General features: G+C 64.6%; 22 protein-coding genes. 19 read left to right on the top strand and 3 right to left on the bottom strand.

What is annotated here, in order from left to right; all coding sequences use genetic code 11:
- The first annotated feature begins 47 nt into the window (after nucleotides 1-47).
- The 18 genes from Q8O96_RS21090 (at nucleotide 48) to Q8O96_RS21005 (ending at nucleotide 18,600) form a co-directional block, all read left to right on the top strand.
- Nucleotides 48-1,430: a PepSY domain-containing protein gene (locus Q8O96_RS21090; protein ID WP_305949330.1), complete on the top strand. Its 1,383-nt coding sequence runs from the start codon at nucleotides 48-50 to the stop codon at nucleotides 1,428-1,430.
- 154 nt (nucleotides 1,431-1,584) lie between these two features.
- Nucleotides 1,585-3,720, top strand: coding sequence for a TonB-dependent siderophore receptor (locus Q8O96_RS21085; protein ID WP_305949329.1), 2,136 nt, complete (start codon nucleotides 1,585-1,587; stop codon nucleotides 3,718-3,720).
- Between the two features lie 41 nt (nucleotides 3,721-3,761).
- Nucleotides 3,762-4,550, top strand: a complete 789-nt coding sequence (locus tag Q8O96_RS21080; RefSeq protein ID WP_102862971.1) for an ABC transporter ATP-binding protein — start codon at nucleotides 3,762-3,764, stop codon at nucleotides 4,548-4,550.
- Nucleotides 4,547-5,506, top strand: coding sequence for an ABC transporter substrate-binding protein (locus tag Q8O96_RS21075; RefSeq protein WP_207166999.1), 960 nt, complete (start codon nucleotides 4,547-4,549; stop codon nucleotides 5,504-5,506). The genes Q8O96_RS21080 and Q8O96_RS21075 overlap by 4 nt, the downstream gene beginning before the upstream one ends.
- Nucleotides 5,503-6,531, top strand: coding sequence for an iron ABC transporter permease (locus Q8O96_RS21070; RefSeq protein WP_305949328.1), 1,029 nt, complete (start codon nucleotides 5,503-5,505; stop codon nucleotides 6,529-6,531). Before Q8O96_RS21075 ends, Q8O96_RS21070 begins: the two co-directional genes overlap by 4 nt.
- A 152-nt stretch (nucleotides 6,532-6,683) precedes the next feature.
- Nucleotides 6,684-6,983, top strand: a complete 300-nt coding sequence (locus Q8O96_RS21065) for a hypothetical protein (RefSeq protein WP_102862968.1) — start codon at nucleotides 6,684-6,686, stop codon at nucleotides 6,981-6,983.
- A 268-nt stretch (nucleotides 6,984-7,251) separates the two neighbouring features.
- Nucleotides 7,252-8,517: an urea ABC transporter substrate-binding protein gene (urtA, locus tag Q8O96_RS21060; protein ID WP_102862967.1), complete on the top strand. Its 1,266-nt coding sequence runs from the start codon at nucleotides 7,252-7,254 to the stop codon at nucleotides 8,515-8,517.
- A gap of 170 nt (nucleotides 8,518-8,687) precedes the next feature.
- Nucleotides 8,688-10,190 (top strand): urea ABC transporter permease subunit UrtB, encoded by a 1,503-nt coding sequence (gene urtB, locus Q8O96_RS21055; RefSeq protein WP_207166998.1) that lies wholly within the window; start codon nucleotides 8,688-8,690, stop codon nucleotides 10,188-10,190.
- Entirely contained in the window at nucleotides 10,190-11,269 is a 1,080-nt protein-coding gene (gene urtC, locus Q8O96_RS21050; protein WP_102862965.1) for an urea ABC transporter permease subunit UrtC, read from the top strand. The genes urtB and urtC overlap by 1 nt, the downstream gene beginning before the upstream one ends.
- Complete coding sequence (gene urtD / locus Q8O96_RS21045; protein WP_102881972.1) at nucleotides 11,266-12,126, top strand: urea ABC transporter ATP-binding protein UrtD; 861 nt, start codon at nucleotides 11,266-11,268, stop codon at nucleotides 12,124-12,126. Before urtC ends, urtD begins: the two co-directional genes overlap by 4 nt.
- Nucleotides 12,127-12,264: 138 nt before the next feature.
- Complete coding sequence (gene urtE / locus Q8O96_RS21040; RefSeq protein WP_207166996.1) at nucleotides 12,265-12,963, top strand: urea ABC transporter ATP-binding subunit UrtE; 699 nt, start codon at nucleotides 12,265-12,267, stop codon at nucleotides 12,961-12,963.
- Nucleotides 12,964-12,993: 30 nt separating this feature from the next.
- Entirely contained in the window at nucleotides 12,994-13,833 is an 840-nt protein-coding gene (locus Q8O96_RS21035; protein ID WP_305949327.1) for an urease accessory protein UreD, read from the top strand.
- Between the two features lie 43 nt (nucleotides 13,834-13,876).
- Entirely contained in the window at nucleotides 13,877-14,179 is a 303-nt protein-coding gene (locus Q8O96_RS21030) for an urease subunit gamma (RefSeq protein ID WP_060837311.1), read from the top strand.
- A gap of 9 nt (nucleotides 14,180-14,188) precedes the next feature.
- Nucleotides 14,189-14,722, top strand: coding sequence for a GNAT family N-acetyltransferase (locus tag Q8O96_RS21025; protein WP_115581497.1), 534 nt, complete (start codon nucleotides 14,189-14,191; stop codon nucleotides 14,720-14,722).
- Nucleotides 14,723-14,729: 7 nt separating this feature from the next.
- Nucleotides 14,730-15,263 (top strand): GNAT family N-acetyltransferase, encoded by a 534-nt coding sequence (locus Q8O96_RS21020; RefSeq protein ID WP_102862960.1) that lies wholly within the window; start codon nucleotides 14,730-14,732, stop codon nucleotides 15,261-15,263.
- Nucleotides 15,260-15,565 carry an urease subunit beta gene (locus Q8O96_RS21015; protein ID WP_102862959.1) on the top strand — a complete coding sequence of 102 codons (306 nt, stop codon included), beginning with the start codon at nucleotides 15,260-15,262 and terminating at the stop codon, nucleotides 15,563-15,565. The genes Q8O96_RS21020 and Q8O96_RS21015 overlap by 4 nt, the downstream gene beginning before the upstream one ends.
- Before the next feature lie 107 nt (nucleotides 15,566-15,672).
- Complete coding sequence (ureC, locus tag Q8O96_RS21010; protein WP_102862958.1) at nucleotides 15,673-17,373, top strand: urease subunit alpha; 1,701 nt, start codon at nucleotides 15,673-15,675, stop codon at nucleotides 17,371-17,373.
- A gap of 99 nt (nucleotides 17,374-17,472) precedes the next feature.
- Nucleotides 17,473-18,600, top strand: coding sequence for a sensor histidine kinase KdpD (locus Q8O96_RS21005; RefSeq protein WP_102862957.1), 1,128 nt, complete (start codon nucleotides 17,473-17,475; stop codon nucleotides 18,598-18,600).
- A 220-nt stretch (nucleotides 18,601-18,820) separates the two neighbouring features.
- Here Q8O96_RS21005 and Q8O96_RS21000 read toward each other — a convergent pair whose 3' ends face one another.
- Nucleotides 18,821-19,123, bottom strand: a complete 303-nt coding sequence (locus tag Q8O96_RS21000; protein WP_102862956.1) for a chaperone modulator CbpM — start codon at nucleotides 19,121-19,123, stop codon at nucleotides 18,821-18,823.
- 23 nt (nucleotides 19,124-19,146) lie between these two features.
- Complete coding sequence (locus Q8O96_RS20995) at nucleotides 19,147-20,085, bottom strand: DnaJ C-terminal domain-containing protein (RefSeq protein WP_102863062.1); 939 nt, start codon at nucleotides 20,083-20,085, stop codon at nucleotides 19,147-19,149.
- Nucleotides 20,086-20,382: 297 nt separating this feature from the next.
- On the opposite strand from Q8O96_RS20995, the gene Q8O96_RS20990 reads away from it, so the two are divergent.
- Nucleotides 20,383-21,648: an Hsp70 family protein gene (locus tag Q8O96_RS20990; protein WP_102862955.1), complete on the top strand. Its 1,266-nt coding sequence runs from the start codon at nucleotides 20,383-20,385 to the stop codon at nucleotides 21,646-21,648.
- A gap of 66 nt (nucleotides 21,649-21,714) precedes the next feature.
- Here the strand turns inward: Q8O96_RS20990 and Q8O96_RS20985 are convergent, their stop codons facing one another.
- Nucleotides 21,715-22,725: an AI-2E family transporter gene (locus Q8O96_RS20985; RefSeq protein ID WP_102862954.1), complete on the bottom strand. Its 1,011-nt coding sequence runs from the start codon at nucleotides 22,723-22,725 to the stop codon at nucleotides 21,715-21,717.
- Between the last annotated feature and the right edge of the window lie 77 nt (nucleotides 22,726-22,802).

Here is a 22,802-nt window from a genome sequence, read left to right as displayed (position 1 = left end):
AACAGCCCCTATAAGAAAAGATTCACTGCCCTGCGGAGCGTTCCCCGATGAACCGACCCCAAGTGTCTTTCTACAACCTGGCCTGGCGCTGGCATTTCTACGCCGGGCTGTTCGTGGCCCCTTTCATGGTGATGCTGGCCCTGACCGGCATCATCTACCTGTTCAAGCCACAACTGGACCCGTTGATGTACCCCAGCCTGCTCAAGGTGCCCGCCGGTCATCACCTGCTGAGTGCCGACGACTTGCTGCAAAGGGTGCAATCGGCCTACCCCCAGGGCCATATCAAGCAGTACCTGCCACCGATTGATGCCGAGCGCAGCGCGCAGTTCGTGGTGCAGGACAAGGGTCAGGAGCTGAATGTCTTCATCGACCCCTACCACGGCGATGTGCTCGGCGAGCAGGATGCCAAGGCCAACCTGCAGGCCGTGGCCCGGGCCATTCACGGTGAGCTGATGATCGGCACCGTCGGTGACCGGCTGGTGGAACTGGCCGCTGGCTGGGGCATCGTCCTGGTGGTGTCCGGCCTGTACCTGTGGTGGCCACGGGGCAAGTCGTCGGCGGGCGTGCTGTGGCCGCGTTTCAGCGTCCGCGGCAGGCCATTCTGGCGCGACCTGCACAGTGTGCTGGGCTTCTGGGGCGCGGCATTCCTGCTGCTGATGCTACTCAGCGGCATGACCTGGACCGGCTTCTGGGGCAAGCAGTACGCCGACCTGTGGAACCGCTTCCCGGCGGCCATGTGGAACGACGTGCCGACCTCCGACCAGCAGGCCCGGGAGCTCAACAGTGCCACGCGCCAGACCGTGCCCTGGGCAGTGGAAAACACCCCGATGCCGATGTCCGGCGACCACGCCGAGCACATGGCCCACAACGCCGCGGACACGGCGCCGGCAGCCCCGTCCATCAGCCTGCAAGCGGTGCAGGACATCGCCCGCCAGCGCCAGGTCGAACCGGGCTACAGCATCACCTTGCCGAAGACCGCCACCGGCGTGTTCACCATCGCCGTGTTCGCCGACGATCCGCGCAACGATGCCACCCTGCATGTCGACCAATACAGCGGCAAGGTCATGGCCGACGTGCGCTGGCAGCAGTACAGCAACGTGGCCCGGGCCACGGAGGTTGGGGTGATGCTGCATGAAGGCAAGATGTTCGGCCGCGTCAACCAGATCCTGGTGCTGGTGGTGTGCCTGATGATCCTGCTCAGCGCCGTGAGCGGCATGGTCATGTGGTGGCAGCGTCGTCCCCAGGGCCGACTCGGCGTGCCTCCGCTGCGCCACGACCTGCCGAAATGGAAAACCGCGATGCTGATCATGGCGCTGCTGGCCTTGGCATTTCCTTTGGTTGGAGCCTCGCTGATTGGGGTGTGGCTGCTCGATCGCCTGCTGCTTTCACGCTTCAATCGCGGGCCTGAATCTGCTTCATCTTCAACATGAATCAGCTGAGATGCGCGTTCCAGAGGGCTCTGTAGAATCTCGGCGCTTTAGCCATGCACAGTTATAATGTTACTTTATAACACTAAAGTGTAAGATCCCTGCCCGCAGTTCCCCACTGCGGGCAACCCCCTCGAAGAAGTGATTCACCGTCCCGATGAACAAGTACTTGCTGCCCAGCCTTTGCCTGATGGCCTTGCCTTCCCTGGCTCAGGCGGATGATTCCGCCGCCTCCCTGACCCTGCCCACCGGCACCATTTCGGCTCCGGCCAGCGCGGCCGACGACAGCGTCAGCCTGAAGACCCCCACCAGCGCCGGCTCGCGCCTGGGCCTCAGCGCCCTGGAAACCCCGGCCAGCACTGACAGCCTGAGCGGCGAACGGATTCGCGCCCGGGGTGACCGCAGCATTCAGGACGCGGTCTCCCGCAGCGCCGGCATCAGCCGCACCGGCACCCCAGGCGACGGTGGCACTTCCTTGTCGGCACGGGGTTTCACCGGGCAGAGTTCGGTGATGCAGCTGTATGACGGCAACCGCATGTACACCGGCATGGGCACCGTGACCTTCCCGGTGGACAGCTGGGCGGTGGAGCGGGTCGACGTGCTGCGCGGCCCGGCCTCGGTGCTGTATGGCGAAGGTGCCACCGGCGCGGTGATCAACACCCTCCCGAAAAAGCCCTTCAGCGGCGCAATCGAAAACCACCTGCGCCTGGGCTACGGCTCCTTCGATCGCCAGCAGCAGGCCCTGGACAGCGGTGGCTCCCTGAGCGACACCTTGAGCTATCGGCTCAACCTCAACCGCGAGCGCAGCAACGGCTGGATCGACCGTGGCGACTCCTCCGGCGATTTCGTCAGTGCCGCCCTGAGCTGGCAGGCTCGCGACGACCTGGCCTTTACCCTGGCCCACGACTACGGCGACCAGAACCCGATGAACGACTTCGGCACGCCGCTGATCAACGGGCGCTTCCACAAAAGCCTGCGAAACAAGAACTACAACGTCCGCAATGACCAGCAGCACTACAACGACCAGTGGACCCGCCTGACCAGCGAATGGCAGATTTCCGACCAGGTCAGTGCCAGCAACGAGCTGTATTACCTCAAGGCCCAGCGTCGTTGGCAGAACGCCGAGAACTACAACTTCAACCCGACCACCGGCCAACTGAGCCGCAGCGGTTACTACGCTATCGGCCACCAGCAGGAACAGGTCGGCGACCGCCAGACCTTTACCTTCAAGCACTCGCTGCTGGGCCTCGACAGCCAGACCCTGACCGGGGTGGACTACAACCGCATTCGCTTTCACCTGAAGAGCAATTCGCCCTTCACCGACAGTTTTACCAACGGTCAACCGCTGGACCTGTATCACCCGGCCGCGGGCGACTTCGCCAGCAACAGCCCCTACCGCGATCAATTCAAGACCACCACCAAACAGCTGTCGGTGTTCGCCGAAAACCGCCTGCAACTCAGCGAGCGCTGGTCCCTGGTGACCGGTGTGCGCCGCGACTATGCGCACATTGATCGGGATGACTTGAAGGACGACAGCCGCAGCGACAAGACCCTGACCGGTAACAACTGGAAGGCCGGGCTGGTGTTTGCCGTAACCCCGGACACCTCCCTTTACGGGCAGTACTCCACCAGCACCGACGGCGTTGGCGGGCTGATTTCCCTGAGCAAGAGCCAGCAGCAATTCGACCTGTCCAGCGCCCGGCAGAGCGAGATCGGCCTCAAGCAGGCGTTCTGGGACCAGCGTGGCGAATGGACCCTGGCGGCCTACCACATCGTCAAGAAGAAGCTGCTGACCGATGTGCCCGGCGAGCCGAACCGCAAACAGCAAGTGGGCCAGCAATCCTCCAACGGCCTGGAAGCCAGCCTGGAGCTGCAACTGCCCGACGCCTGGCAATTGCAGGCCAACGCCGCCATCGTTCGTGCCCAGTACGACGACTTCCAGCAGGACGTCAACGGCGTGCAAGTCTCCCGCGACGGCAAGCGCCCGGTGGACGTGCCGCGCCGCACCGCCAACCTGTGGCTGAGCAAGGCCCTCAACGATGACCTGCGGGCCGGCGCCGGAGTGCGCTACGTGGATGCGCGCTACGCCGATATGGCCAACCGCAACGAACTGCCCAGCTACACCGTGGTCGATGCCAACCTGTCGTGGAAAGCCCTGCCCAATACCACCCTGGGCCTGCAATTGAACAACCTGTTTGACCGCCAGTACGCACAAAGCCAATACAATGACGGCCAGCAATGGATACTCGGCGAGCCACGCTCGTTCTTCGTCACCGCTGACTACACCTTTTAACCCCACCTGGCGCTACGGCACGGGGATCACACGGACACCGCATGACCTCGCTGAACCTCACCAACCTGGCCTGGACACCCCTGGGCCAGGGCCACTGCCATCACCAGTTCCAACTGCGTGAGGCCAGCCTGCAAGTGGCGGCCGGCGAGTTCGTCGGCCTGATCGGGCCCAACGGCAGCGGCAAGACCAGCCTGCTGCGCTGCGCCTATCGCTTCAGCAAGCCGCAGCAGGGCGAGGTGCAACTGGCCCATCACAACGTGTGGAAGCAATCGCCACGCTGGTGCGCGCAACGCATCGCCGTGGTGCTCCAGGAGTTCCCCGACGCCTTCGGCCTGACGGTGGAGGAAGTGGTCGCCATGGGCCGCACGCCGCACAAGGGCCTGTTCGACGGCGACACCGAACAAGACCGGCGCATCGCCCGCGAGGCCCTGGAATCGGTGGGCCTGCTGGGCTTCGAGGACCATGCTTTCGCCACCTTGTCCGGGGGCGAGAAACAACGGGTGATCCTGGCCCGGGCCCTGGCCCAGCGCCCGCAACTGCTGATCCTCGATGAACCGACCAACCACCTAGATCCGCGCTACCAGCTGGAGCTGTTGCAACGGGTCAAGCGCCTGGGCATCGGCACCCTGGCGAGCATCCATGACCTGAACCTGGCCGCGGCCTTCTGCGACCGGCTGTATGTCCTCGATCACGGACGCATCGTCGCCAGCGGCACTCCCACCGAAGTGCTCACAGTCGATCTGCTGCGCAACGTGTTCGGCGTCGAGGCGCTGATCGACGCCCACCCCCTGTCCGGCTACCCACGAATCACCTGGATCACTCAACCATGACCTTGCGCTCCCTGCTCCGCTCCGGCCTCGCCCTGACCCTGTTCCTGGGCACCGCCCAAGCCTTCGCCGAAGCGACCCACTACCCGCTGACCATCACCAGCTGCAACCGTGAAGTGACCTTCAAGCAAGCGCCGCAGCACGCCCTCAGCCATGACATCAACATGACCCAGATGATGCTCGCCCTGGGGCTCAAGTCGCGGATGGTGGGCTACAGCGGCGTCAGTGGCTGGAAGGCCGTGACCCCGCAAATGAGCACCTTGCTCGACGGTCTGCCAGAGCTGGCGGCCAAGTACCCGTCGGTGGAAACCCTGCTCAACGCCAACGTCGACTTTTTCTTCGCCGGCTGGGACTACGGCATGCGCATCGGCGGCGACCTCACGCCGCAGACCCTGGCGCCACTGGGGATCAACGTCTACGAGCTGACCGAGTCCTGCGCCTTCGTGATGAAGCGCCCGGCGGCCAGCCTCGACGACACCTACAACGACCTGCGCAACCTGGGGCGGATCTTCGACGTGCAGGACCGGGCCAACGCGCTGATCGCGCAGATGCAGGAGCAGGTCGCCGAGGTACAGAAGGACCTGCCCAAGGACAAGCCCCGGGTGTTCCTCTACGACAGCGGCGAAGACCGGGCCATGACCTCGGGCCGCCTGGGCATGCCCCAGGCCCTGATCGATGCCGCTGGCGGGCGCAACATTCTCGATGACGTCGAAGCCAGTTGGACCCGAATCAACTGGGAGACGGTGGTCGAGCGCAACCCGCAAGTGATCGTCATCGTCGACTACAGCGAAGTCACCGCCGAGCAGAAGCAGCAGTTCCTGCTGAACAACCAGGCCCTGCAAGGAGTCGACGCGATCAAGAACCAGCGCTTCATCGTCATTCCCTATGTGCAAGCCACCCCGGGCATCGACAACGTGCTGGCGGTGGAAACCCTGGCCAAGGGTTTCCACGGCGAATGATCAAGGGTCGTTATGCCTGCCTGTTACTGACCCTCGGCGCCCTGCTGCTGGCGTCCTGTGTGCTGTCCCTGGGTTTCGGTCCGGCGCGGGTGCCGGCGGAGGTGGTCTGGCGGATTCTCCTGCACAAGGCCCTGGGCCTGGGTACGGTGGACTGGAGCCCGGGCCAGGAGCATATCGTCTGGCTGATCCGCGTCCCGCGCATGCTCCTCGGTGCTTTGGTCGGCGCCGGGCTGGCACTGATCGGCGCGGTGCTGCAGGCCGTGACCCGCAATCCCCTGGCCGACCCGCACCTGCTGGGGGTGACCTCCGGCGCCACCCTCGGCGCGGTGATCGTGGTGCTGCACCTGGGGCAGGTCATCGGCCTCTTGACCCTGCCCCTGGCGGCCTTTATCGGCGCCCTGGCGAGCATGCTCCTGGTGCTGGGCATCGCCGCGCGCAACGGGCGCCTGGACAGCGACCGCCTGCTGCTGTGCGGGGTGGCGGTGTCCTTCGTGATGATGGCGGTGGCCAACCTGCTGCTGTTCATGGGTGATCACCGGGCCAGCTCGGCGGTGATGTTCTGGATGCTCGGCGGCCTGGGCCTGGCGCGCTGGGAACTGCTGGCGATTCCTGCCGCCAGCGTGCTGCTGGGGCTGGGGTTGCTGCTGGGGCTGGGGTTGCTGCTGGGCATGGCACGGCCGCTGAATGCCTTGATGGCCGGGGAACAGACTGCCGTGACCCTGGGCCTGAACGCACGCAACGTGCGCCTGAAGGTGTTCCTGATCGCCTCGCTGATGACCGGGGTGCTGGTGTCCATCAGCGGCTCCATCGGCTTTGTCGGGCTGATGGTGCCGCACATCGCCCGGCGCCTGGTGGGTGCCGAGCACCGTCGGCTGCTGCCGGCGTGCGTGCTGCTGGGCAGCCTGTTCCTGGTCTGGGTCGACGTCGCCGCGCGTACCCTGATCGCCCCTGAGGACCTGCCCATCGGCGTGGCCACCGCGGCCATTGGCGGGCTGTTCTTCATTGGCCTGATGCGCCGCCGCTGACGGTGCCCGTCTCCCCTGTAGGCGCCGGCTTGCCGGCGAAGGCGCCCCTGAGCCTTGTGCCAGGTTCGAGGACCTCTTCGCCGGCAAGCCAGCTCCTACAATCGTCGCCCTTGCTTTAAGATCGCGCGCTTGGATCTCTCAGGATGAGTCTCATGTTCAGAACCGCATTCTTGGCCTTGCTGCTCGGCACCACCCTTGGTGCCCAGGCCGGCACCTCGGTCGACGTCTCGAAAATCTACGGCAACATCCAGATCGTCAACAGCTTCCCCGACTACAAGGTCAAGGTGGTGAACTCCTTTCCCGATCTGAAGGTCAAGCAGGTCAACTCCTTTGCCGACGCGCCGGGCAAGTGGAAGATCGTCAACAGCTTTCCCGATTACAAGATCCAGATCGTCGACTCCTTTCCCGATTTCACCATCAAATACGTCGACTCCTTCCCTGGGGTTAACTGAAGCCCCTGGCTGACCCAGGCTGCCGCTCTGCGGCAGCACCACAATGACGCATCCCTGCGCACCATCCTCTGCGCAAAGCCTCCTCTTGGGGCATCACCTAGCCGCTCACTGCCGCTAAGACCGACGTTTTCATGCCCTAGGGCGACTCGGCACATCCCTTGCAAAACAGCCCTTCAGCACAGGCGGAGTGAAAACTACTGCGTTTTCACTGCGCCCGAGAAGTCGCATCTACCACCTGAAAAAATCAAGAGTTCATGGAGATCGCACAATGAAGCGTCGTAGTTTGCTCAAGGCTTTCACCCTCTCGGCAAGCATTGCCGCGATGGGCATGACCTGGACCGTCCAGGCCGCCGAGACCATCAAGGTCGGTATCCTGCACTCCCTGTCGGGGACCATGGCGATCTCTGAAACCTCGCTCAAAGACATGGCGCTGATGACCATTGACGAGATCAACGCCAAGGGCGGGGTCAACGGCAAGCTGCTGGAACCGGTGGTGGTGGACCCGGCCTCCAACTGGCCGCTGTTCGCCGAAAAGGGTCGGCAGTTGCTGACCCAGGACAAGGTGGCGGTGGTGTTCGGCTGCTGGACATCGGTGTCGCGCAAATCGGTGCTGCCAGTGTTCGAAGAACTCAACGGCCTGCTGTTCTACCCGGTGCAGTACGAAGGCGAAGAAATGTCGCCCAACGTCTTCTACACCGGCGCCGCGCCGAACCAGCAGGCGATCCCGGCGGTGGAATACCTGATGAGCGAAGACGGTGGCAGTGCCAAGCGCTTCTTCCTGCTGGGCACCGACTACGTCTACCCGCGCACCACCAACAAGATTTTGCGTTCGTTCCTGCACGCCAAGGGCGTGGCCGACAAGGACATCGAAGAGGTCTACACCCCCTTCGGCCACAGCGACTATCAAACCATCGTCGCCAACATCAAGAAGTTCTCCGCCGGCGGCAAGACCGCGGTGATCTCCACGGTCAACGGCGATTCCAACGTGCCCTTCTACAAGGAACTGGCCAACCAGGGCCTGAAGGCCACCGACGTGCCGGTGGTGGCGTTCTCGGTGGGCGAGGAAGAACTGCGCGGCATCGACACCAAGCCGCTGGTGGGCAACCTCGCGGCATGGAACTACTTCGAATCGGTGGATAACCCGGTGAACCAGAAGTTCGTCGCCGCCTGGAAGGCCTACGCCAAGGCCAAGAACCTGCCGGGGGCAGACAAGGCGGTGACCAACGACCCGATGGAAGCTACCTACGTCGGCATTCACATGTGGGCCCAGGCGGTGGAGAAAGCCAAGTCCACCGATGTCGACAAGGTCCGCGAAGCCCTGGCCGGGCAGACCTTCGCCGCGCCCTCGGGCTACACCCTGACCATGGACAAGACCAACCACCACCTGCACAAGCCGGTGATGATCGGCGAGATCCAGCCGGACGGTCAGTTCAACGTGGTGTGGCAGACCGAAGGGCCGATCCGCGCCCAGCCCTGGAGCCCATACATCCCGGGCAACGACAAGAAGCCGGACTACGCGGTCAAGAGCAACTGATCGCCGGATGGACGCCAAGCCTTCAGGCCCGGCACACCCCCTGTAGCCGCTGCCGTAGGCTGCGATCGGCCTCGAAGAGCACGTGCTCTTGAGGCCTTTGAAGGTCCTGCGGACCTTATCGCAGCCTGCGGCAGCGGCCACAGAACCACGCTACGCGCAAGGCCACTGATATGCCCACTGCCCTCTACCGTTTGATCCTCGCCTGCCTGTTGCTGCTGCCCATGGCCGCCCAGGCCGGCGACGCCGAAGACTTCGTCGCCGGCAACTCCAGCGAACAGGCCCGGCTTCTGGAAAGCTGGGCCGCGCAGCCCGACCCGGCGCGCCTGGAACTGCTCACGGCCCTGCAACAAGGCCAACTGAGCATGGCCGGCGAAACCAAGCCCTTGCGCCTGAACAACCGCTTGCGGGGCCTGATCGACAGCGCCCTGGCCAGCCATCAGTTGCTTGCCAGCGAGGCCAGCACCCGGCTCGACGCCGCCCGGCAGCTGCAGAAAAGCGCCAAGCCGGCGCAATTGAAATTCCTCGATGCCCAGCTCGCCGCCGAGCAAGACCCCGGCGTGCGCGCCGCCCTGAGCCTGGCCCTGGCCAACCTGCAACTGGTGGACAGCGACCCGGCGGTGCGTCTGGCCGCCGTGCGCCTTTTGGGGGAAACCGGCGACCCTCTGGCCCGCACCCGCCTCGAAGGCCTGCTGCAACCCGGGGTCGAGGCCGATGCCAATGTGCGCACCGCCGCCGAAACCAGCCTGGCCCAGGTCAAGCGCAAGCTGCTGGTGGGTGAAGTCCTCGGCCAGGCCTTCAGCGGCTTGTCCCTGGGCTCGATCCTGCTGCTGGCGGCCCTGGGCCTGGCCATCACCTTCGGCCTGCTGGGGGTGATCAACATGGCCCACGGCGAGATGCTGATGCTCGGCGCCTACGCCACCTACGTGGTGCAGCTGCTGTTCCAGCGCTACGCCCCACACGCCATCGAGTACTACCCGCTGCTGGCACTGCCGGTGGCGTTCTTCGTCACCGCCGGGATCGGCATGGCCCTGGAGCGCACGGTGATCCGTCATCTCTATGGCCGGCCCCTGGAAACCCTGCTGGCCACCTGGGGCATCAGCCTGATGCTGATCCAACTGGTGCGCCTGCTGTTCGGCGCGCAGAACGTCGAGGTGGCGAACCCGGCCTGGCTCTCCGGCGGCATCCAGGTATTGCCCAATCTGGTACTGCCCTACAACCGCATCGTGATCATCGCCTTCGCGCTGTTCGTTGTCGTGCTCACCTGGCTGCTGCTGAACAGGACCCGCCTGGGCCTGAACGTGCGAGCAGTGACCCAGAACCGCAACATGGCCGCGTGCTGCGGCGTGCCCACCGGCCGCGTGGACATGCTCGCCTTCGGCCTCGGCTCGGGCATCGCCGGCCTGGGTGGCGTGGCCCTGAGCCAGGTCGGCAACGTTGGCCCGGACCTGGGCCAGAGCTACATCATCGACTCGTTCCTGGTGGTGGTGCTCGGCGGCGTCGGGCAACTGGCCGGCAGCGTGCTGGCGGCCTTTGGCCTGGGGGTGGCGAACAAGATCCTCGAACCGCAGATCGGCGCCGTACTGGGCAAGATCCTCATCCTGGCGCTGATCATTCTGTTCATCCAGAAACGCCCGCAAGGACTCTTCGCACTCAAAGGACGGGTGATCGACTGATGAATCAACCACTGCTCATTACCGCCAGCCAGAAAGCCGGGCCCAAGGTCACGATCGCCGTCGGCGCGCTGCTGCTCCTGGTGCTGCTGGCCTTGCCGCTGTTGTCACTGCTGCCGGCGGACAACCCGCTGCAGGTCTCGGCCTACACCCTGACCCTGGTGGGCAAGATCCTCTGCTACGCCATTGTCGCTCTGGCCCTGGACCTGGTCTGGGGCTACGCCGGGCTGCTGTCCCTGGGCCACGGCCTGTTCTTCGCCCTGGGCGGCTACGCCATGGGCATGTACCTGATGCGCCAGGCCGCCGGAGACGGCCTGCCAGCGTTCATGACCTTCCTTTCGTGGAGCGAACTGCCCTGGTACTGGACCGGCACCAGCCACTTCCTCTGGGCCCTGTGCCTGGTGGTGCTGGCGCCGGGTCTCTTGGCCCTGGTGTTCGGTTTCTTCGCCTTCCGCTCGCGGATCAAGGGCGTGTATTTCTCGATCATGACCCAGGCCCTGACGTTTGCCGGGATGCTGCTGTTCTTCCGTAACGAGACCGGTTTTGGCGGCAACAACGGCTTCACCAATTTCCGCAGCATCCTGGGTTTTGGCATCACCGAACCGGGCACTCGCGCGGTGCTGTTCCTGGCCACGGTGCTGCTGCTGGTGGCCAGCCTGTACCTGGGCTGGCGCCTGGCCCGGAGCAAGTTCGGCCGGGTGCTGACCGCCCTGCGCGATGCCGAGAACCGCCTGATGTTCTGCGGCTACGACCCCCGTGGCTTCAAGCTGTTCGTCTGGGTCTTGAGCGCGGTGCTCTGTGGCTTGGCCGGGGCCCTGTATGTGCCCCAGGTGGGCATCATCAACCCCAGCGAGATGTCCCCCACCAACTCCATCGAGGCTGCCGTGTGGGTAGCCCTGGGCGGACGCGGCACGCTGATCGGGCCGCTGCTGGGCGCCGGGCTGGTGAACGGCATGAAGAGCTGGTTCACCGTGGCCTTCCCCGAATACTGGCTGTTCTGCCTCGGTGCCCTGTTCATCGTGGTGACCCTGTACCTGCCCAAGGGCGTGATCGGCCTGCTGAAGAAACGAGGTGAACAATGAGAGTCACTGCGACCGCGGACTTCATGCTCGAACCCATTCTCGACGCCAACAAGGACGCCGGCGCCAGCCGCGACGCCATCGGCCTCGGGCACGCCGCCGGCAAGGGCCTCAACACCCGCCACGGCACCCTCCTGACCCTGGAAGACATCAGCGTCAGCTTCGACGGTTTCAAGGCCCTCAACGACCTCAACCTGTACATCGGCGTCGGCGAGCTGCGCTGCATCATCGGCCCCAACGGCGCCGGCAAGACCACCCTGATGGACGTGATCACCGGCAAGACCCGCCCCACCCAGGGCAAGGCCTGGTTCGGCGAAACCCTGGACCTGACCCGGATGAGCGAAGTGCAGATCGCCCAGGCCGGGATCGGCCGCAAGTTCCAGAAGCCCACGGTGTTCGAGGCCCTGAGCGTGTTCGAGAACCTGGAGCTGGCGCAGAAGACCGACAAGTCGGTGTGGGCCAGCCTCGGGGCGCGCCTGAGCGGCGAACAGAAAGACCGCATCGCCCAGGTGCTGGAGACCATTCGCCTGAGCCCTTCGGCCCAGCGCCAGGCCGGCTTGCTGTCCCACGGTCAGAAGCAGTTCCTGGAGATCGGCATGCTGCTGATGCAAGACCCGCAACTGCTGTTGCTGGACGAGCCGGTGGCAGGCATGACCGACGCCGAGACCGAGTTCACCGCCGAGCTGTTCAAGACCCTGGCGGGCAAGCATTCGCTGATGGTGGTGGAGCACGACATGGGCTTTGTCGGCTCGATTGCCGACCACGTCACCGTGCTGCACCAGGGCAGCGTGCTGGCCGAAGGGTCGCTGGAGCAGGTGCAGGAAAACGAGCGGGTGATCGAGGTGTACCTCGGCCGCTGACCCAACCAACCACCTTTGTCGCCGCTGCCGCAGGCTGCGATCGGCCTTGAAGAGGACGTGCTCTGCAAGGCCCATGAAGGTCCTGTGGACCTTGTCGCAGCTGCGGCAGCGGCTACAGGTTTTTGAAGGAATCCGAACATGCTGCAAGTCGACCAGCTGCACCAGTACTACGGCGGTAGCCACATCCTGCGCGGCCTGAGTTTCGAAGCCCGGATCGGCGAAGTCACCTGCCTGCTGGGACGCAACGGCGTGGGCAAGACCACCCTGCTCAAATGCCTGATGGGCCTGCTGCCGGTCAAGGAAGGCGCGGTCAACTGGGAAGGCCGGACCATCACCGGCTACAAGCCCCACCAGAGGGTCAGCGCCGGGATCGCCTACGTGCCCCAGGGCCGGGAAATCTTCGGCCGCCTGAGCGTGGAGGAAAACCTGCTGATGGGCCTGTCCCGCTTCCCCGGCTCCCAGGCCAGGGAAGTCCCGGCCTTCATCTACGAACTGTTCCCAGTGCTGTTGCAGATGAAGCAGCGCCGTGGCGGCGACCTCTCCGGCGGCCAGCAGCAACAGCTGGCCATCGGTCGCGCCCTGGCCAGCCGCCCCCGGCTGCTGATCCTCGATGAGCCCACCGAAGGCATCCAGCCCTCGGTGATCAAGGAGATCGGCGCGGTGATCAAGCAACTCGCGGCCCGGGGCGATATGGCCATTGTGCTGGTGGAACAGTTCTACGACTTTGCCGCCGAACTGGCGGACCAGTACCTGGTGATGTCCCGGGGCGAAATCGTCCAGCAGGGCCGAGGGGAAAATATGCAGGCAGAAGGTGTACGCGGCCTGGTTACGATCTAATCTGTAGCTTCCTAACGATAACGACCCAGCATGAACTCACCTGCCGCCACCGCCCTGTTCACCCCCAGCTGGCACGCCGAGCTGGAACTGGCCTATGCCCGTTTCGGCGCCACCACGCGCCCGGTGCTGCGTCGCCACCTGGGCCCGCTGCGGGTGCAGAAGCACCTGTATGCCGAAGGCCCCGAGGTCTGCCAGCACATCATCGTCCACCCACCCGGCGGCATCGCCGGCGGCGACCGGCTGGCCATCAGTGCCCGGGTCGAGCGCGACGCCTGGGCCCAGCTGACCAGCCCCGGTGCCGCCAAGTGGTACCGCGCCACCGGCCCTGCCAGCCAGCCCCTGAGGCTGCAAGTGGCGCCGGGGGCGACCCTGGAATGGCTGCCCCAGGAAACCATTGTCTTCAGCGCCGCCCAGGCCGAACTGACCACCCTGATCGAACTGCAAGGCGATGCCCGGCTGTTCTACTGGGACGTCGTGGCCCTGGGACGCCCGGCCAGTGGCGAGCGCTTCGAGCAAGGGCACTTCCAGGCTCACCTGGATATCCAGCGCGACGGCCGACCGCTCTGGCATGAGCGCCAGCGCATCAAAGGTGGCGACGGCCTGCTGGATTCCCCCATCGGCCTGGACGGCCAGCCAGTGTTCGCCACCTTGCTGGTGACCGGTGAAATCGACAGCCAACTGCTGGAGCGCTGCCGCGCCCTGGAACACCCGGTACGTGGCGACCTGAGCCAACTGCCGGGCCTGCTGGTGGCCCGCTGCCTGGCCAGTGAAGCCCTGCAGGCCCGGGCCTGGCTGATCGACCTGTGGCGCCTGCTGCGCCCGGCGTTGCTGGGCCGCGAGGCCGTGCCGCCGAGGATCTGGAACACATGAAACACCTGCCCTTTTCAAACTGCCCAACGACGGATCGATCACGATGGACCTGACCCCACGCGAAAAAGACAAGCTGCTGATCTTCACCGCCGGCCTGGTGGCCGAACGGCGACTGGCCCGCGGCCTCAAGCTCAACTACCCGGAAGCCATGGCCTATATTTCCGCCGCGCTGCTCGAAGGTGCCCGGGACGGCCAGAGCGTGGCCGATCTGATGCACTACGGCACCACCCTGCTGAGCCGTGAACAGGTGATGGAAGGCATCCCGGAGATGATCCCGGAGATCCAGGTCGAGGCCACCTTCCCCGACGGCACCAAGCTGGTCACCGTCCACCAACCCATCGCCTGAGGCCGCGCCATGACCTATCGCATCCGCGACGCATTGCACGCCGACCTGCCGGCAATCCGCGACATCTACAACGACGCGGTGGTCAATACCACGGCGATCTGGAACGACGCCCCGGTCGACCTGGGCAACCGTCAGGCCTGGTTCAGCGCGCGCCAGAGCCAGGGCTATCCGATCCTGGTGGTGGTCAACGCCGAGGAGCAGGTGCTCGGCTACGCTTCCTTCGGCGACTGGCGACCCTTCGACGGCTTTCGCCACACCGTGGAACATTCGGTCTATGTCCGTCGCGACCAGCGCGGCAACGGGCTGGGTCCACAGCTGATGGCGGTGCTGCTGGAACGCGCCCGTGGCTGTGACAAGCACGTGATGGTGGCCGCCATCGAAAGCGCCAACGCCGCCTCGATCCGTCTGCATGAGCGCCTGGGTTTCATCAGCACCGGGCAGATGCCCCAGGTGGGCACCAAGTTCGGCCGCTGGCTGGACCTGACCTTCATGCAGCTGATTCTCAACCCTGGGGCACAACCGCCCGCCCCTCACCAGGAGTGACCTCTCGATGAACGCCGCCCAACTGCGCCGAGTCCATGGAGAAAGCTTTGCCCATTACCGTCAAGGATTGATCGACCTGCTGCTGGATTCGGTGCACCACGGCGCGTCCATCGGCTTCATGGCCGATCTGGACGACAGCCAGGCCCGGGACTACCTCGGCAGCGTGCAGGCAGGCGTCGAGGACGGCAGCCTGATGCTGTGGGTGGTGGTTCACGATGAGAAGGTCCTGGCCAGCGTGCAGCTGGCGCTGTGCATGAAGGCCAATGGGCGCAATCGCGCCGAGGTGCAAAAGCTCCAGGTGCTGCACAGCGCCCGGCGCCGTGGCCTGGGCCAGCAACTGATGAACGCCCTGGAGCAGGCCGCCCGCCAGCACAAGCGCGGGCTGCTGTACCTGGACACCGAGGCTGGGTCGGCGGCCGAGGACTTCTACCGTTCCCTGGGCTACACCCGGGTCGGCGAACTGCCTAACTACTGCCAGAGCCCGGACGGCACCTACACCGCCACCGCCATCTACTTCAAGACCCTGGGACAACCCCTATGATTCCTGGCCAATACCAGATCCAGCCCGGCGAGATCGAACTCAATGCTGGGCGCCGCACCTTGACCCTCAGCGTGGCCAACAGTGGCGACCGGCCGATCCAGGTCGGCTCCCACTATCACTTTTTCGAAACCAACGACGCCCTGACCTTCGACCGCGCCGCCAGCCGCGGCATGCGCCTGAACATCGCCGCCGGCACCGCGGTGCGCTTCGAACCGGGACAGACCCGGGAAGTGGAACTGGTGGATCTGGCCGGCAAGCGCCGGGTGTTCGGCTTTGCCGGACGCATCATGGGCGACCTCTGAGCCCTCGACCCTACGCACATAGGAGCCAGCTTGGTGGCGAATGCGGTCTTCGGGCCCCTTCGCCGGCAAGCCGGCTCCTACAAGACCTGTTTCTGTAAGGAGCTGCGATGAAGATTTCCCGTGAGGCCTACGCCGACATGTTCGGCCCTACCGTGGGCGACAAGGTACGGCTGGCCGACACCGAGCTGTGGATCGAAGTCGAGCAGGACTTCACCACCTACGGTGAAGAAGTGAAGTTCGGTGGCGGCAAGGTGATCCGCGATGGCATGGGCCAGAGCCAACTGCTGGCCTGCGATGTGGTGGACACCCTGATCACCAACGCGCTGATCATCGATCACTGGGGCATCGTCAAGGCCGACGTCGGTTTGAAGGACGGGCGCATCGCCGCCATCGGCAAGGCCGGCAACCCGGATATCCAGCCCGATGTGACCATCGCCATCGGCGCCAGCACCGAGGTCATCGCCGGTGAAGGCATGATCCTCACCGCCGGCGGCATCGACACCCATATCCACTTCATCTGCCCGCAACAGATCGAAGAGGCACTGATGAGCGGCGTCACCACCATGATCGGCGGCGGCACCGGGCCGGCCACCGGGACCAACGCCACCACCTGCACCTCCGGGCCTTGGCACATGGCGCGCATGCTCCAGGCCGCGGACGCCTTCCCGATGAACATCGGTTTTACCGGCAAGGGCAACGCCAGCCTGCCGGAGCCCTTGATCGAGCAGGTCAAGGCGGGGGCCATCGGCCTCAAGCTGCACGAGGACTGGGGCAGCACCCCGGCCAGTATCGACAACTGCCTGAGCGTGGCCGATGAGTACGACGTGCAGGTGGCGATCCACACCGACACGCTGAACGAATCCGGCTTCGTCGAAACCACCCTCGGCGCCTTCAAGGGCCGGACCATCCACACCTACCACACCGAAGGTGCCGGCGGCGGCCATGCCCCGGACATCATCAAGGCCTGTGGCTTCGCCAATGTGCTGCCCAGCTCCACCAACCCGACCCGGCCCTTCACCCGCAACACCATCGACGAACACCTGGACATGCTCATGGTCTGCCACCACCTGGACCCGAGCATCGCCGAGGACGTGGCTTTTGCCGAGAGCCGCATCCGCCGCGAGACCATCGCCGCCGAAGACATCCTCCATGACCTGGGGGCGTTCTCGATGATCAGCTCCGACAGCCAGGCCATGGGCCGGGTCGGCGAAGTGGTGACCCGCACCTGGCAGACCGCCGACAAGATGCACCGCCAGCGCGGTCCGCTGCCGGGCGACGGCCCGGGCAACAGCAACTTCCGGGTCAAGCGCTACATCGCCAAGTACACCATCAACCCGGCCATCACCCACGGCATCAGCCATGAGGTGGGCTCTATCGAAGTAGGCAAATGGGCCGACCTGGTGCTCTGGCGCCCGGCCTTTTTCGGGGTCAAGCCGACCCTGATCCTCAAGGGCGGGGCCATTGCCGCGAGCCTGATGGGTGACGCCAATGCCTCGATCCCGACCCCGCAACCGGTGCACTACCGGCCGATGTTCGCAAGCTTTGGCGGCAGCCGCCACGCCACCAGCCTGACCTTTATCAGCCAGGCCGCACTGGACGCCGGCGTACCGGAGCAACTGGGGCTGAAGAAGCGCATCGCCGTGGTCAAGGGCTGTCGCACCGTGCAAAAGAGCGACCTGATCCACAATGACTACCTGCCGAACATCGAGGTCGACCCGCAGACCTATCAGGTCAAGGCCGACGGTGTACTGCTGTGGTGTGAACCGGCGGATGTGCTGCCCATGGCCCAGCGTTACTTCCTGTTCTGAGGCGTGTCCGGCCACTGGGCAGGCACGATGTTGAAGCCGTGGATAAGGCGCTAAGATGCGTGTCGGTTTTCCACTCTCTGCCCAATAAGGTGCCCGGCTATGCGCCTGTCCGATTTCATCGTGCAGCACGTTGATCGAATCGTTGATGAATGGGAACAATTTGCCAGGACCCTGGCCGCGGACACTCTGACCCGCAGCGACCTGCGGGATCACGCCACCTCGATCCTGCTGGCGGCCGCCCGGGACATGCGCATCACCCAGAGCCCGGGTGAACAGCTGGCCAAGGCCAGGGGCGAAGGCCCGGAGAAATCCCCGAGCCTGGATGCGGCCGCCGCCAGCCATGGCGAACTGCGCCATCACGTGGGTTTCGATCTGGTGCAGATGACGTCCGAGTTCCGCCACCTGCGGGCCTGTGTGATCCGTCTGTGGGTCGCCAGCCTGGTAACCCCGGACCTGGAACACCTGCAGGACATGATCCGTTTCAACGAGGCCATCGACGAAGCCCTGGCCGAGTCCACCTGTGCCTATGCCGAGCAGGTCAGCCGCTCACGGGACATCTTCCTGGCGATTCTCGGCCACGACCTGCGGGCACCGTTGCAGGCGGTGAGCATGTCCACCGAGATGCTGGCGCGCAAAGTGCCGCTGGATGGCGACGCCCAGGCCTTTGTCTCACGCATCAAGACCGGCACTCGACACATGGGCGCCATGGTCAGCGATTTGCTGGAGTTCGTCCGCAGTCGCCTGGGCAACGGCCTGCCCATCGACCCCGCGCCCATGGACCTGGCCAGCGCCGCCAAGGCCGCCATGGACGAAGCCTGCGCCGGACAGCCCGATTGCACGCCGTTACTGAGCTTCGAAGGTGACAGCCATGGCATCTGGGACCGGGGACGTATCGAACAGATGCTGCAGAACCTGATCGGCAACGCCCTGCAGCACGGCAGCAACCGCCGTACCGTGACCGTGACCATTACCGGCGGTGCGGAACAGGTGCTGTTGACCGTGCACAATTACGGCACGCCGATTCCCAAGGAAGCCCTGGGCACCCTGTTCGATCCTTTGGTGCGCAGTGCCGATGAGGAACTGGGCAGCACCAGCACCAGCCTTGGCCTGGGGTTGTTCATCGTCAAGGAAGTGGTGACCGCGCACCAAGGCAGCATCGAGGTCAGCTCCAACGAAAGCGACGGCACCACCTTCACCGTCACCCTGCCGCGGGTCTCCCGCGCCTGAGGCACGCTATAACTGCTGCTGCCCTCTGTAGCCGCTGCTGAGCGCCAGCGAAGCTGCGAACGAGGACGCAGTCCTCGCAACCTGCTTTTCCTGACACGCCGCAGCTGCCTGTTTTTACGGCCGCTGCGCGCCCGGTCGCAGCCTCGCTGGCGCTCGGCAGCGGCTACAGGCCGTCAGGCCGTCAGGCCGTCAGGCCGTCAGGCCGTCAGGCCATGGGACATCAGTCCAGCAGCAGGCGGCCCAGGCGCTGCTTGAGCATCTGGTTCTCCGCCCGCAGTTGCCGCACCTCGTCCAGCAGGTCCAACGCCAGGGCGACGCCCTCCCACTCCAGGTCCAGGTCGCGGCGCAACTTCGCCGCGCGCTTGGCCAGGGCCAGTTCGACATCATTGAAGCGCCAGTCCTTGGGCGCCGTCCCCTGGGGTTCGAGGATGCCGTGTTCGACGATTTCGATCACGTAGGCCGCCGACAGGTCGGCCACTTCACAGAACTCTTCCATGTCCAGCTGAACGATCAGGGTGCTCATGATCAGCGCCTCCTAGTGTCGAATCAGAAATTTTCCCGGGGGTCGAACGCCGCCTTCTTCGCCAGTTCCTGCCACAACGCCTTGACGTCGTCGCCGGTGTGCTTGGGCATCACCGCCTTGAGCTGGACGAACAGGTAGCCACGCTGGCCGGCCTTGTTCAGCAGACCGTGCCCCTTGGCGCGCATGCGCTGGCCGTTCTGGCTGCCGGCCGGGACCTTGAGATTGATCTTGCCGGTCAGGGTCGGGACCGCCACCTCGGTGCCCAACGCCAGCTCCCAAGGGGCCAGCGGCAGGGTGATGATCAGGTTTTCACCTTCGACATCGAATTTCGGATGGGGCGCAAAACGAATGGTCAGGTACAGGTCGCCATTGGCCCCGCCGCCCACGCCCGGCGCGCCCTGGCCCTTGAGGCGGATGCGCTCGCCGTCGGTGACCCCGGCCGGAATCTTCACGTTCAGGCTTTTGCTGGTGTTGCTGACGTGCTGCCCGTTGGCGTTGTATTGCGGCACCTGGAAGCTGATCTTCTTCGACTCGTTCGACAGGGTTTCTTCAAGAAAGATCGGCAGTTCCATTTCCACATCCTGTCCACGACGACCGCTGCTGCGGCGCTGCTCCGGGCCGCCGAATCCTGGCCCCCGGTTGCCAAAGATCGAACTGAAGAAGTCCGAGAAGTCCCCACCGTCACCGCCACCAAAGCCGCCACGGCTCTGCCAGCCCGGTGGCCCCTGGAACGGCTGGCCGTGCTGGCCGTACTTGCGCAGGTCGTCGTACTCGGCGCGCTTGTCGGCGCTTTTCAGCGCTTCATAGGCTTCCGAGGCATCCTTGAACTTGGCCTCGGCATCCTTTTCCTTACTGACGTCGGGGTGGTATTTGCGCGCCAGCTTGCGATAGGCGGCCTTGATCGCCTTGTCGTCCGCCGTCGGCTCCACGCCGAGAATCTTGTAATAGTCTTTGAAGTCCATCGAGGGAATCACCATCCGTTATCAAAGTCGCGCGGCGTGCAGCACAGCATGCTCGGTCTGGCAGCATGAGAATTGATCAATCTCAATCCTCTGACTGAACGGCGCATCAGAAGTTTATCGGCAGCCGCGGGCGGATCTTGTGATCCCTGGTGGCTGCTCGGCCCATGCCTGCAAGTTTGGGGGTCAAGGATAGTCTTTCAAGGCACGACAGGGGGTGATTTAGCAGATAGTCGGCCTTTGCAACGCGCGAGGACTGGCGTACGCTTCGCGGCCGTTTTTTTCACCGGATCCAAAGACATGAACAACGCCACCCCGGCCCGTGCCTGCGGCATTGACTTCGGTACCTCCAACTCCACCGTCGGCTGGCTGCGCCCCGGCGAGGAGACGCTGATCGCCCTGGAGGACGACAAGATCACCCTGCCTTCGGTGGTGTTCTTCAATATCGAGGAGCGCCGTCCGGTGTACGGCCGCCTGGCGTTGCACGAATACCTGGAAGGCTACGAAGGCCGGCTGATGCGCTCGCTGAAGAGCCTGCTGGGCTCCAAGCTGATCAAGCACGACACCAGCGTGCTGGGCACCGCGATGCCGTTCAAGGACCTCTTGGGGCTGTTCATCGGCCAGCTGAAAAGCCGCGCCGAAGCCACCGCCGGTCGGGAATTCGAGCAAGTGGTACTGGGCCGCCCGGTGTTCTTCGTCGATGACGATGCCGCCGCCGACCAGGAAGCCGAAGACACCCTGGTGGAAGTGGCGCGCAAGATCGGCTTCAAGGAAGTGTCCTTCCAGTACGAACCCATCGCCGCGGCCTTCGACTACGAATCCACCATCGAACGCGAAGAGCTGGTACTGATCGTCGACATCGGCGGTGGTACTTCGGACTTTTCCCTGGTGCGCCTGTCCCCCGAGCGCCGTGGCGTCGACAACCGTCACGACGACATCCTCGCCACTGGCGGCGTGCACGTCGGCGGTACCGACTTCGACAAGCAACTGAGCCTGCAGGGCGTGATGCCGCTGTTCGGCTACGGCAGCCGGATGAAGAGCGGCGCCTACATGCCCACCAGCCACCACATGAACCTGGCGACCTGGCACACCATCAACTCGGTGTACTCGCAAAAGTCCCAGCTGGCCTTGGGCAGCATGCGCTACGACATCGAGGACACCGGCGGCATCGACCGTCTGTTCAAGCTGATCGAACAGCGCGCCGGGCACTGGCTGGCCATGGAAGTGGAAGAAACCAAGATCCAGCTGACCCACGCCGAGAACCGCCTGGTGGCCCTGGACCGCATCGAGCGCGACCTCAGCGTCGACCTGAGCCGGGCCCTGTTCGAATCCTCCATCGACGGTTTGCTGGAGCGCATCCGCACCAGCGTCACCCAACTGCTGAGCGATGCCAATGTTGGTGTGGCCCAGGTCGACACGGTGTTCTTCACCGGCGGTTCCAGCGGTATTCCGGCGCTGCGCCAGAGCGTGGCAGCCATGCTGCCCAACGCCCGGCATGTGGAAGGCAATATCTTCGGCAGCATCGGCAGCGGTCTGGCCATCGAAGCCAAGAAGCGCTACGGCTGAAACCGCCTCGCCGGCCAGCCGGCTCCTACAGACCGTTGTAGGAGCCGGCTGGCCGGCGAACAAGATTCAAACCAGTCCCGCCAGCTTCAACTCGCTCTTCAAGTACGCGTAATAGATCGGCCCCGCCACCACCCCGGGCAGGCCGAAGGCGGCCTCGAACACCAGCATCGCCAGAAGCAGTTCCCAGGACTTGGCACTGATCTGCCCGCCGACAATCCGCGCGTTGAGGAAGTATTCCAGCTTGTGGATAAAGATCAGGTAGCCCAGCGCCGCTACCGCCACCCAGATCGACAGCGACAGACCGACGATGGTGATCAGGGTGTTGGAGATCAGGTTGCCGATCACCGGCAGCAGGCCCAGCAGGAAGGTCAGCACGATCAGGGTCTTGGTCAGCGGCAGCTTGACCCCGAACAGCGGCAGGATCAGCGCCAGGAAGATCCCGGTGAAGAAGGTGTTGAGCAGGGAGATCTTGATCTGGGCGAAGACGATGTTGCGAAACGCCTGGACCAGCAGGTGCAGGCGGTCGAACAGCGCCGCTGCCAGGGGCTTGCGCTTGGTCAGGTCGGGGATGCGCTGCAGGGCGATGATCGCCCCCAGGACCATGCCGATCAGCAGGGTCACGAACATGTGCGCCGCGTCCTTGCCCACCAGCTGCAACTCGCTCAAGTGCTTGCTGGCCCAGGCGCCGATGGCCGCCTGGAACTCCGCGGCGCTGGCCGGCAGGTAGGCGTCGAGGAACGGCGGCAACTGGCCGCGGGCCTTGTCCACCACCACCATGAACTTGCCCAGCGAAGCCCCGGGATTCTCCGCTTCATGCAAGAGGAAGCTGATGGCTCCGGCGAACAGCAGGGTCAGCAGACTGACCACCAGGGTGCCCAGCAGGGCCACCGCCAGCCAGCGCGCGCGCCGGCCCTCGATCAGCCGCTGCAATTGCGGGGTGAGCATGTTGACCAGCTCGAACACCAAGAGACCGGCCAGCAGGCTGGGCAACAGACGCATGGGCAAGGCCAGCAACAGGCCACCGAAGATGATGATCCAACTGATGAACAACAGATGACGCTGTGAAAACGCTGGCATAAAGCCTCAAGACAAACAGCGGGAAAAGACCGGCAGTCTGCCAGCCTTCACCCCGGAGGAATAGTGGCAGGCGCCCC

The organism is Pseudomonas sp. LPH60 (assembly GCF_030718165.1).
Classification (GTDB): Bacteria; Pseudomonadota; Gammaproteobacteria; order Pseudomonadales; family Pseudomonadaceae; genus Aquipseudomonas; species Aquipseudomonas danubii.
The sequence above is the reverse complement of the archived record's forward strand: the minus strand, read 5'-3'. Positions and strand labels throughout refer to the sequence as shown.

Bases quoted from the DNA above. Each gene is read 5' to 3' on its own strand.
- Q8O96_RS21090 (WP_305949330.1), top strand. From the start codon at position 48: ATGAACCGACCCCAAGTGTCTTTCTACAACCTGGCCTGGCGCTGGCAT.
- Q8O96_RS21085 (WP_305949329.1), top strand. From the start codon at position 1,585: ATGAACAAGTACTTGCTGCCCAGCCTTTGCCTGATGGCCTTGCCTTCC.
- Q8O96_RS21080 (WP_102862971.1), top strand. From the start codon at position 3,762: ATGACCTCGCTGAACCTCACCAACCTGGCCTGGACACCCCTGGGCCAG.
- Q8O96_RS21075 (WP_207166999.1), top strand. From the start codon at position 4,547: ATGACCTTGCGCTCCCTGCTCCGCTCCGGCCTCGCCCTGACCCTGTTC.
- Q8O96_RS21070 (WP_305949328.1), top strand. From the start codon at position 5,503: ATGATCAAGGGTCGTTATGCCTGCCTGTTACTGACCCTCGGCGCCCTG.
- Q8O96_RS21065 (WP_102862968.1), top strand. From the start codon at position 6,684: ATGTTCAGAACCGCATTCTTGGCCTTGCTGCTCGGCACCACCCTTGGT.
- urtA (WP_102862967.1), top strand. From the start codon at position 7,252: ATGAAGCGTCGTAGTTTGCTCAAGGCTTTCACCCTCTCGGCAAGCATT.
- urtB (WP_207166998.1), top strand. From the start codon at position 8,688: ATGCCCACTGCCCTCTACCGTTTGATCCTCGCCTGCCTGTTGCTGCTG.
- urtC (WP_102862965.1), top strand. From the start codon at position 10,190: ATGAATCAACCACTGCTCATTACCGCCAGCCAGAAAGCCGGGCCCAAG.
- urtD (WP_102881972.1), top strand. From the start codon at position 11,266: ATGAGAGTCACTGCGACCGCGGACTTCATGCTCGAACCCATTCTCGAC.
- urtE (WP_207166996.1), top strand. From the start codon at position 12,265: ATGCTGCAAGTCGACCAGCTGCACCAGTACTACGGCGGTAGCCACATC.
- Q8O96_RS21035 (WP_305949327.1), top strand. From the start codon at position 12,994: ATGAACTCACCTGCCGCCACCGCCCTGTTCACCCCCAGCTGGCACGCC.
- Q8O96_RS21030 (WP_060837311.1), top strand. From the start codon at position 13,877: ATGGACCTGACCCCACGCGAAAAAGACAAGCTGCTGATCTTCACCGCC.
- Q8O96_RS21025 (WP_115581497.1), top strand. From the start codon at position 14,189: ATGACCTATCGCATCCGCGACGCATTGCACGCCGACCTGCCGGCAATC.
- Q8O96_RS21020 (WP_102862960.1), top strand. From the start codon at position 14,730: ATGAACGCCGCCCAACTGCGCCGAGTCCATGGAGAAAGCTTTGCCCAT.
- Q8O96_RS21015 (WP_102862959.1), top strand. From the start codon at position 15,260: ATGATTCCTGGCCAATACCAGATCCAGCCCGGCGAGATCGAACTCAAT.
- ureC (WP_102862958.1), top strand. From the start codon at position 15,673: ATGAAGATTTCCCGTGAGGCCTACGCCGACATGTTCGGCCCTACCGTG.
- Q8O96_RS21005 (WP_102862957.1), top strand. From the start codon at position 17,473: ATGCGCCTGTCCGATTTCATCGTGCAGCACGTTGATCGAATCGTTGAT.
- Q8O96_RS21000 (WP_102862956.1), bottom strand. From the start codon at position 19,123: ATGAGCACCCTGATCGTTCAGCTGGACATGGAAGAGTTCTGTGAAGTG.
- Q8O96_RS20995 (WP_102863062.1), bottom strand. From the start codon at position 20,085: ATGGACTTCAAAGACTATTACAAGATTCTCGGCGTGGAGCCGACGGCG.
- Q8O96_RS20990 (WP_102862955.1), top strand. From the start codon at position 20,383: ATGAACAACGCCACCCCGGCCCGTGCCTGCGGCATTGACTTCGGTACC.
- Q8O96_RS20985 (WP_102862954.1), bottom strand. From the start codon at position 22,725: ATGCCAGCGTTTTCACAGCGTCATCTGTTGTTCATCAGTTGGATCATC.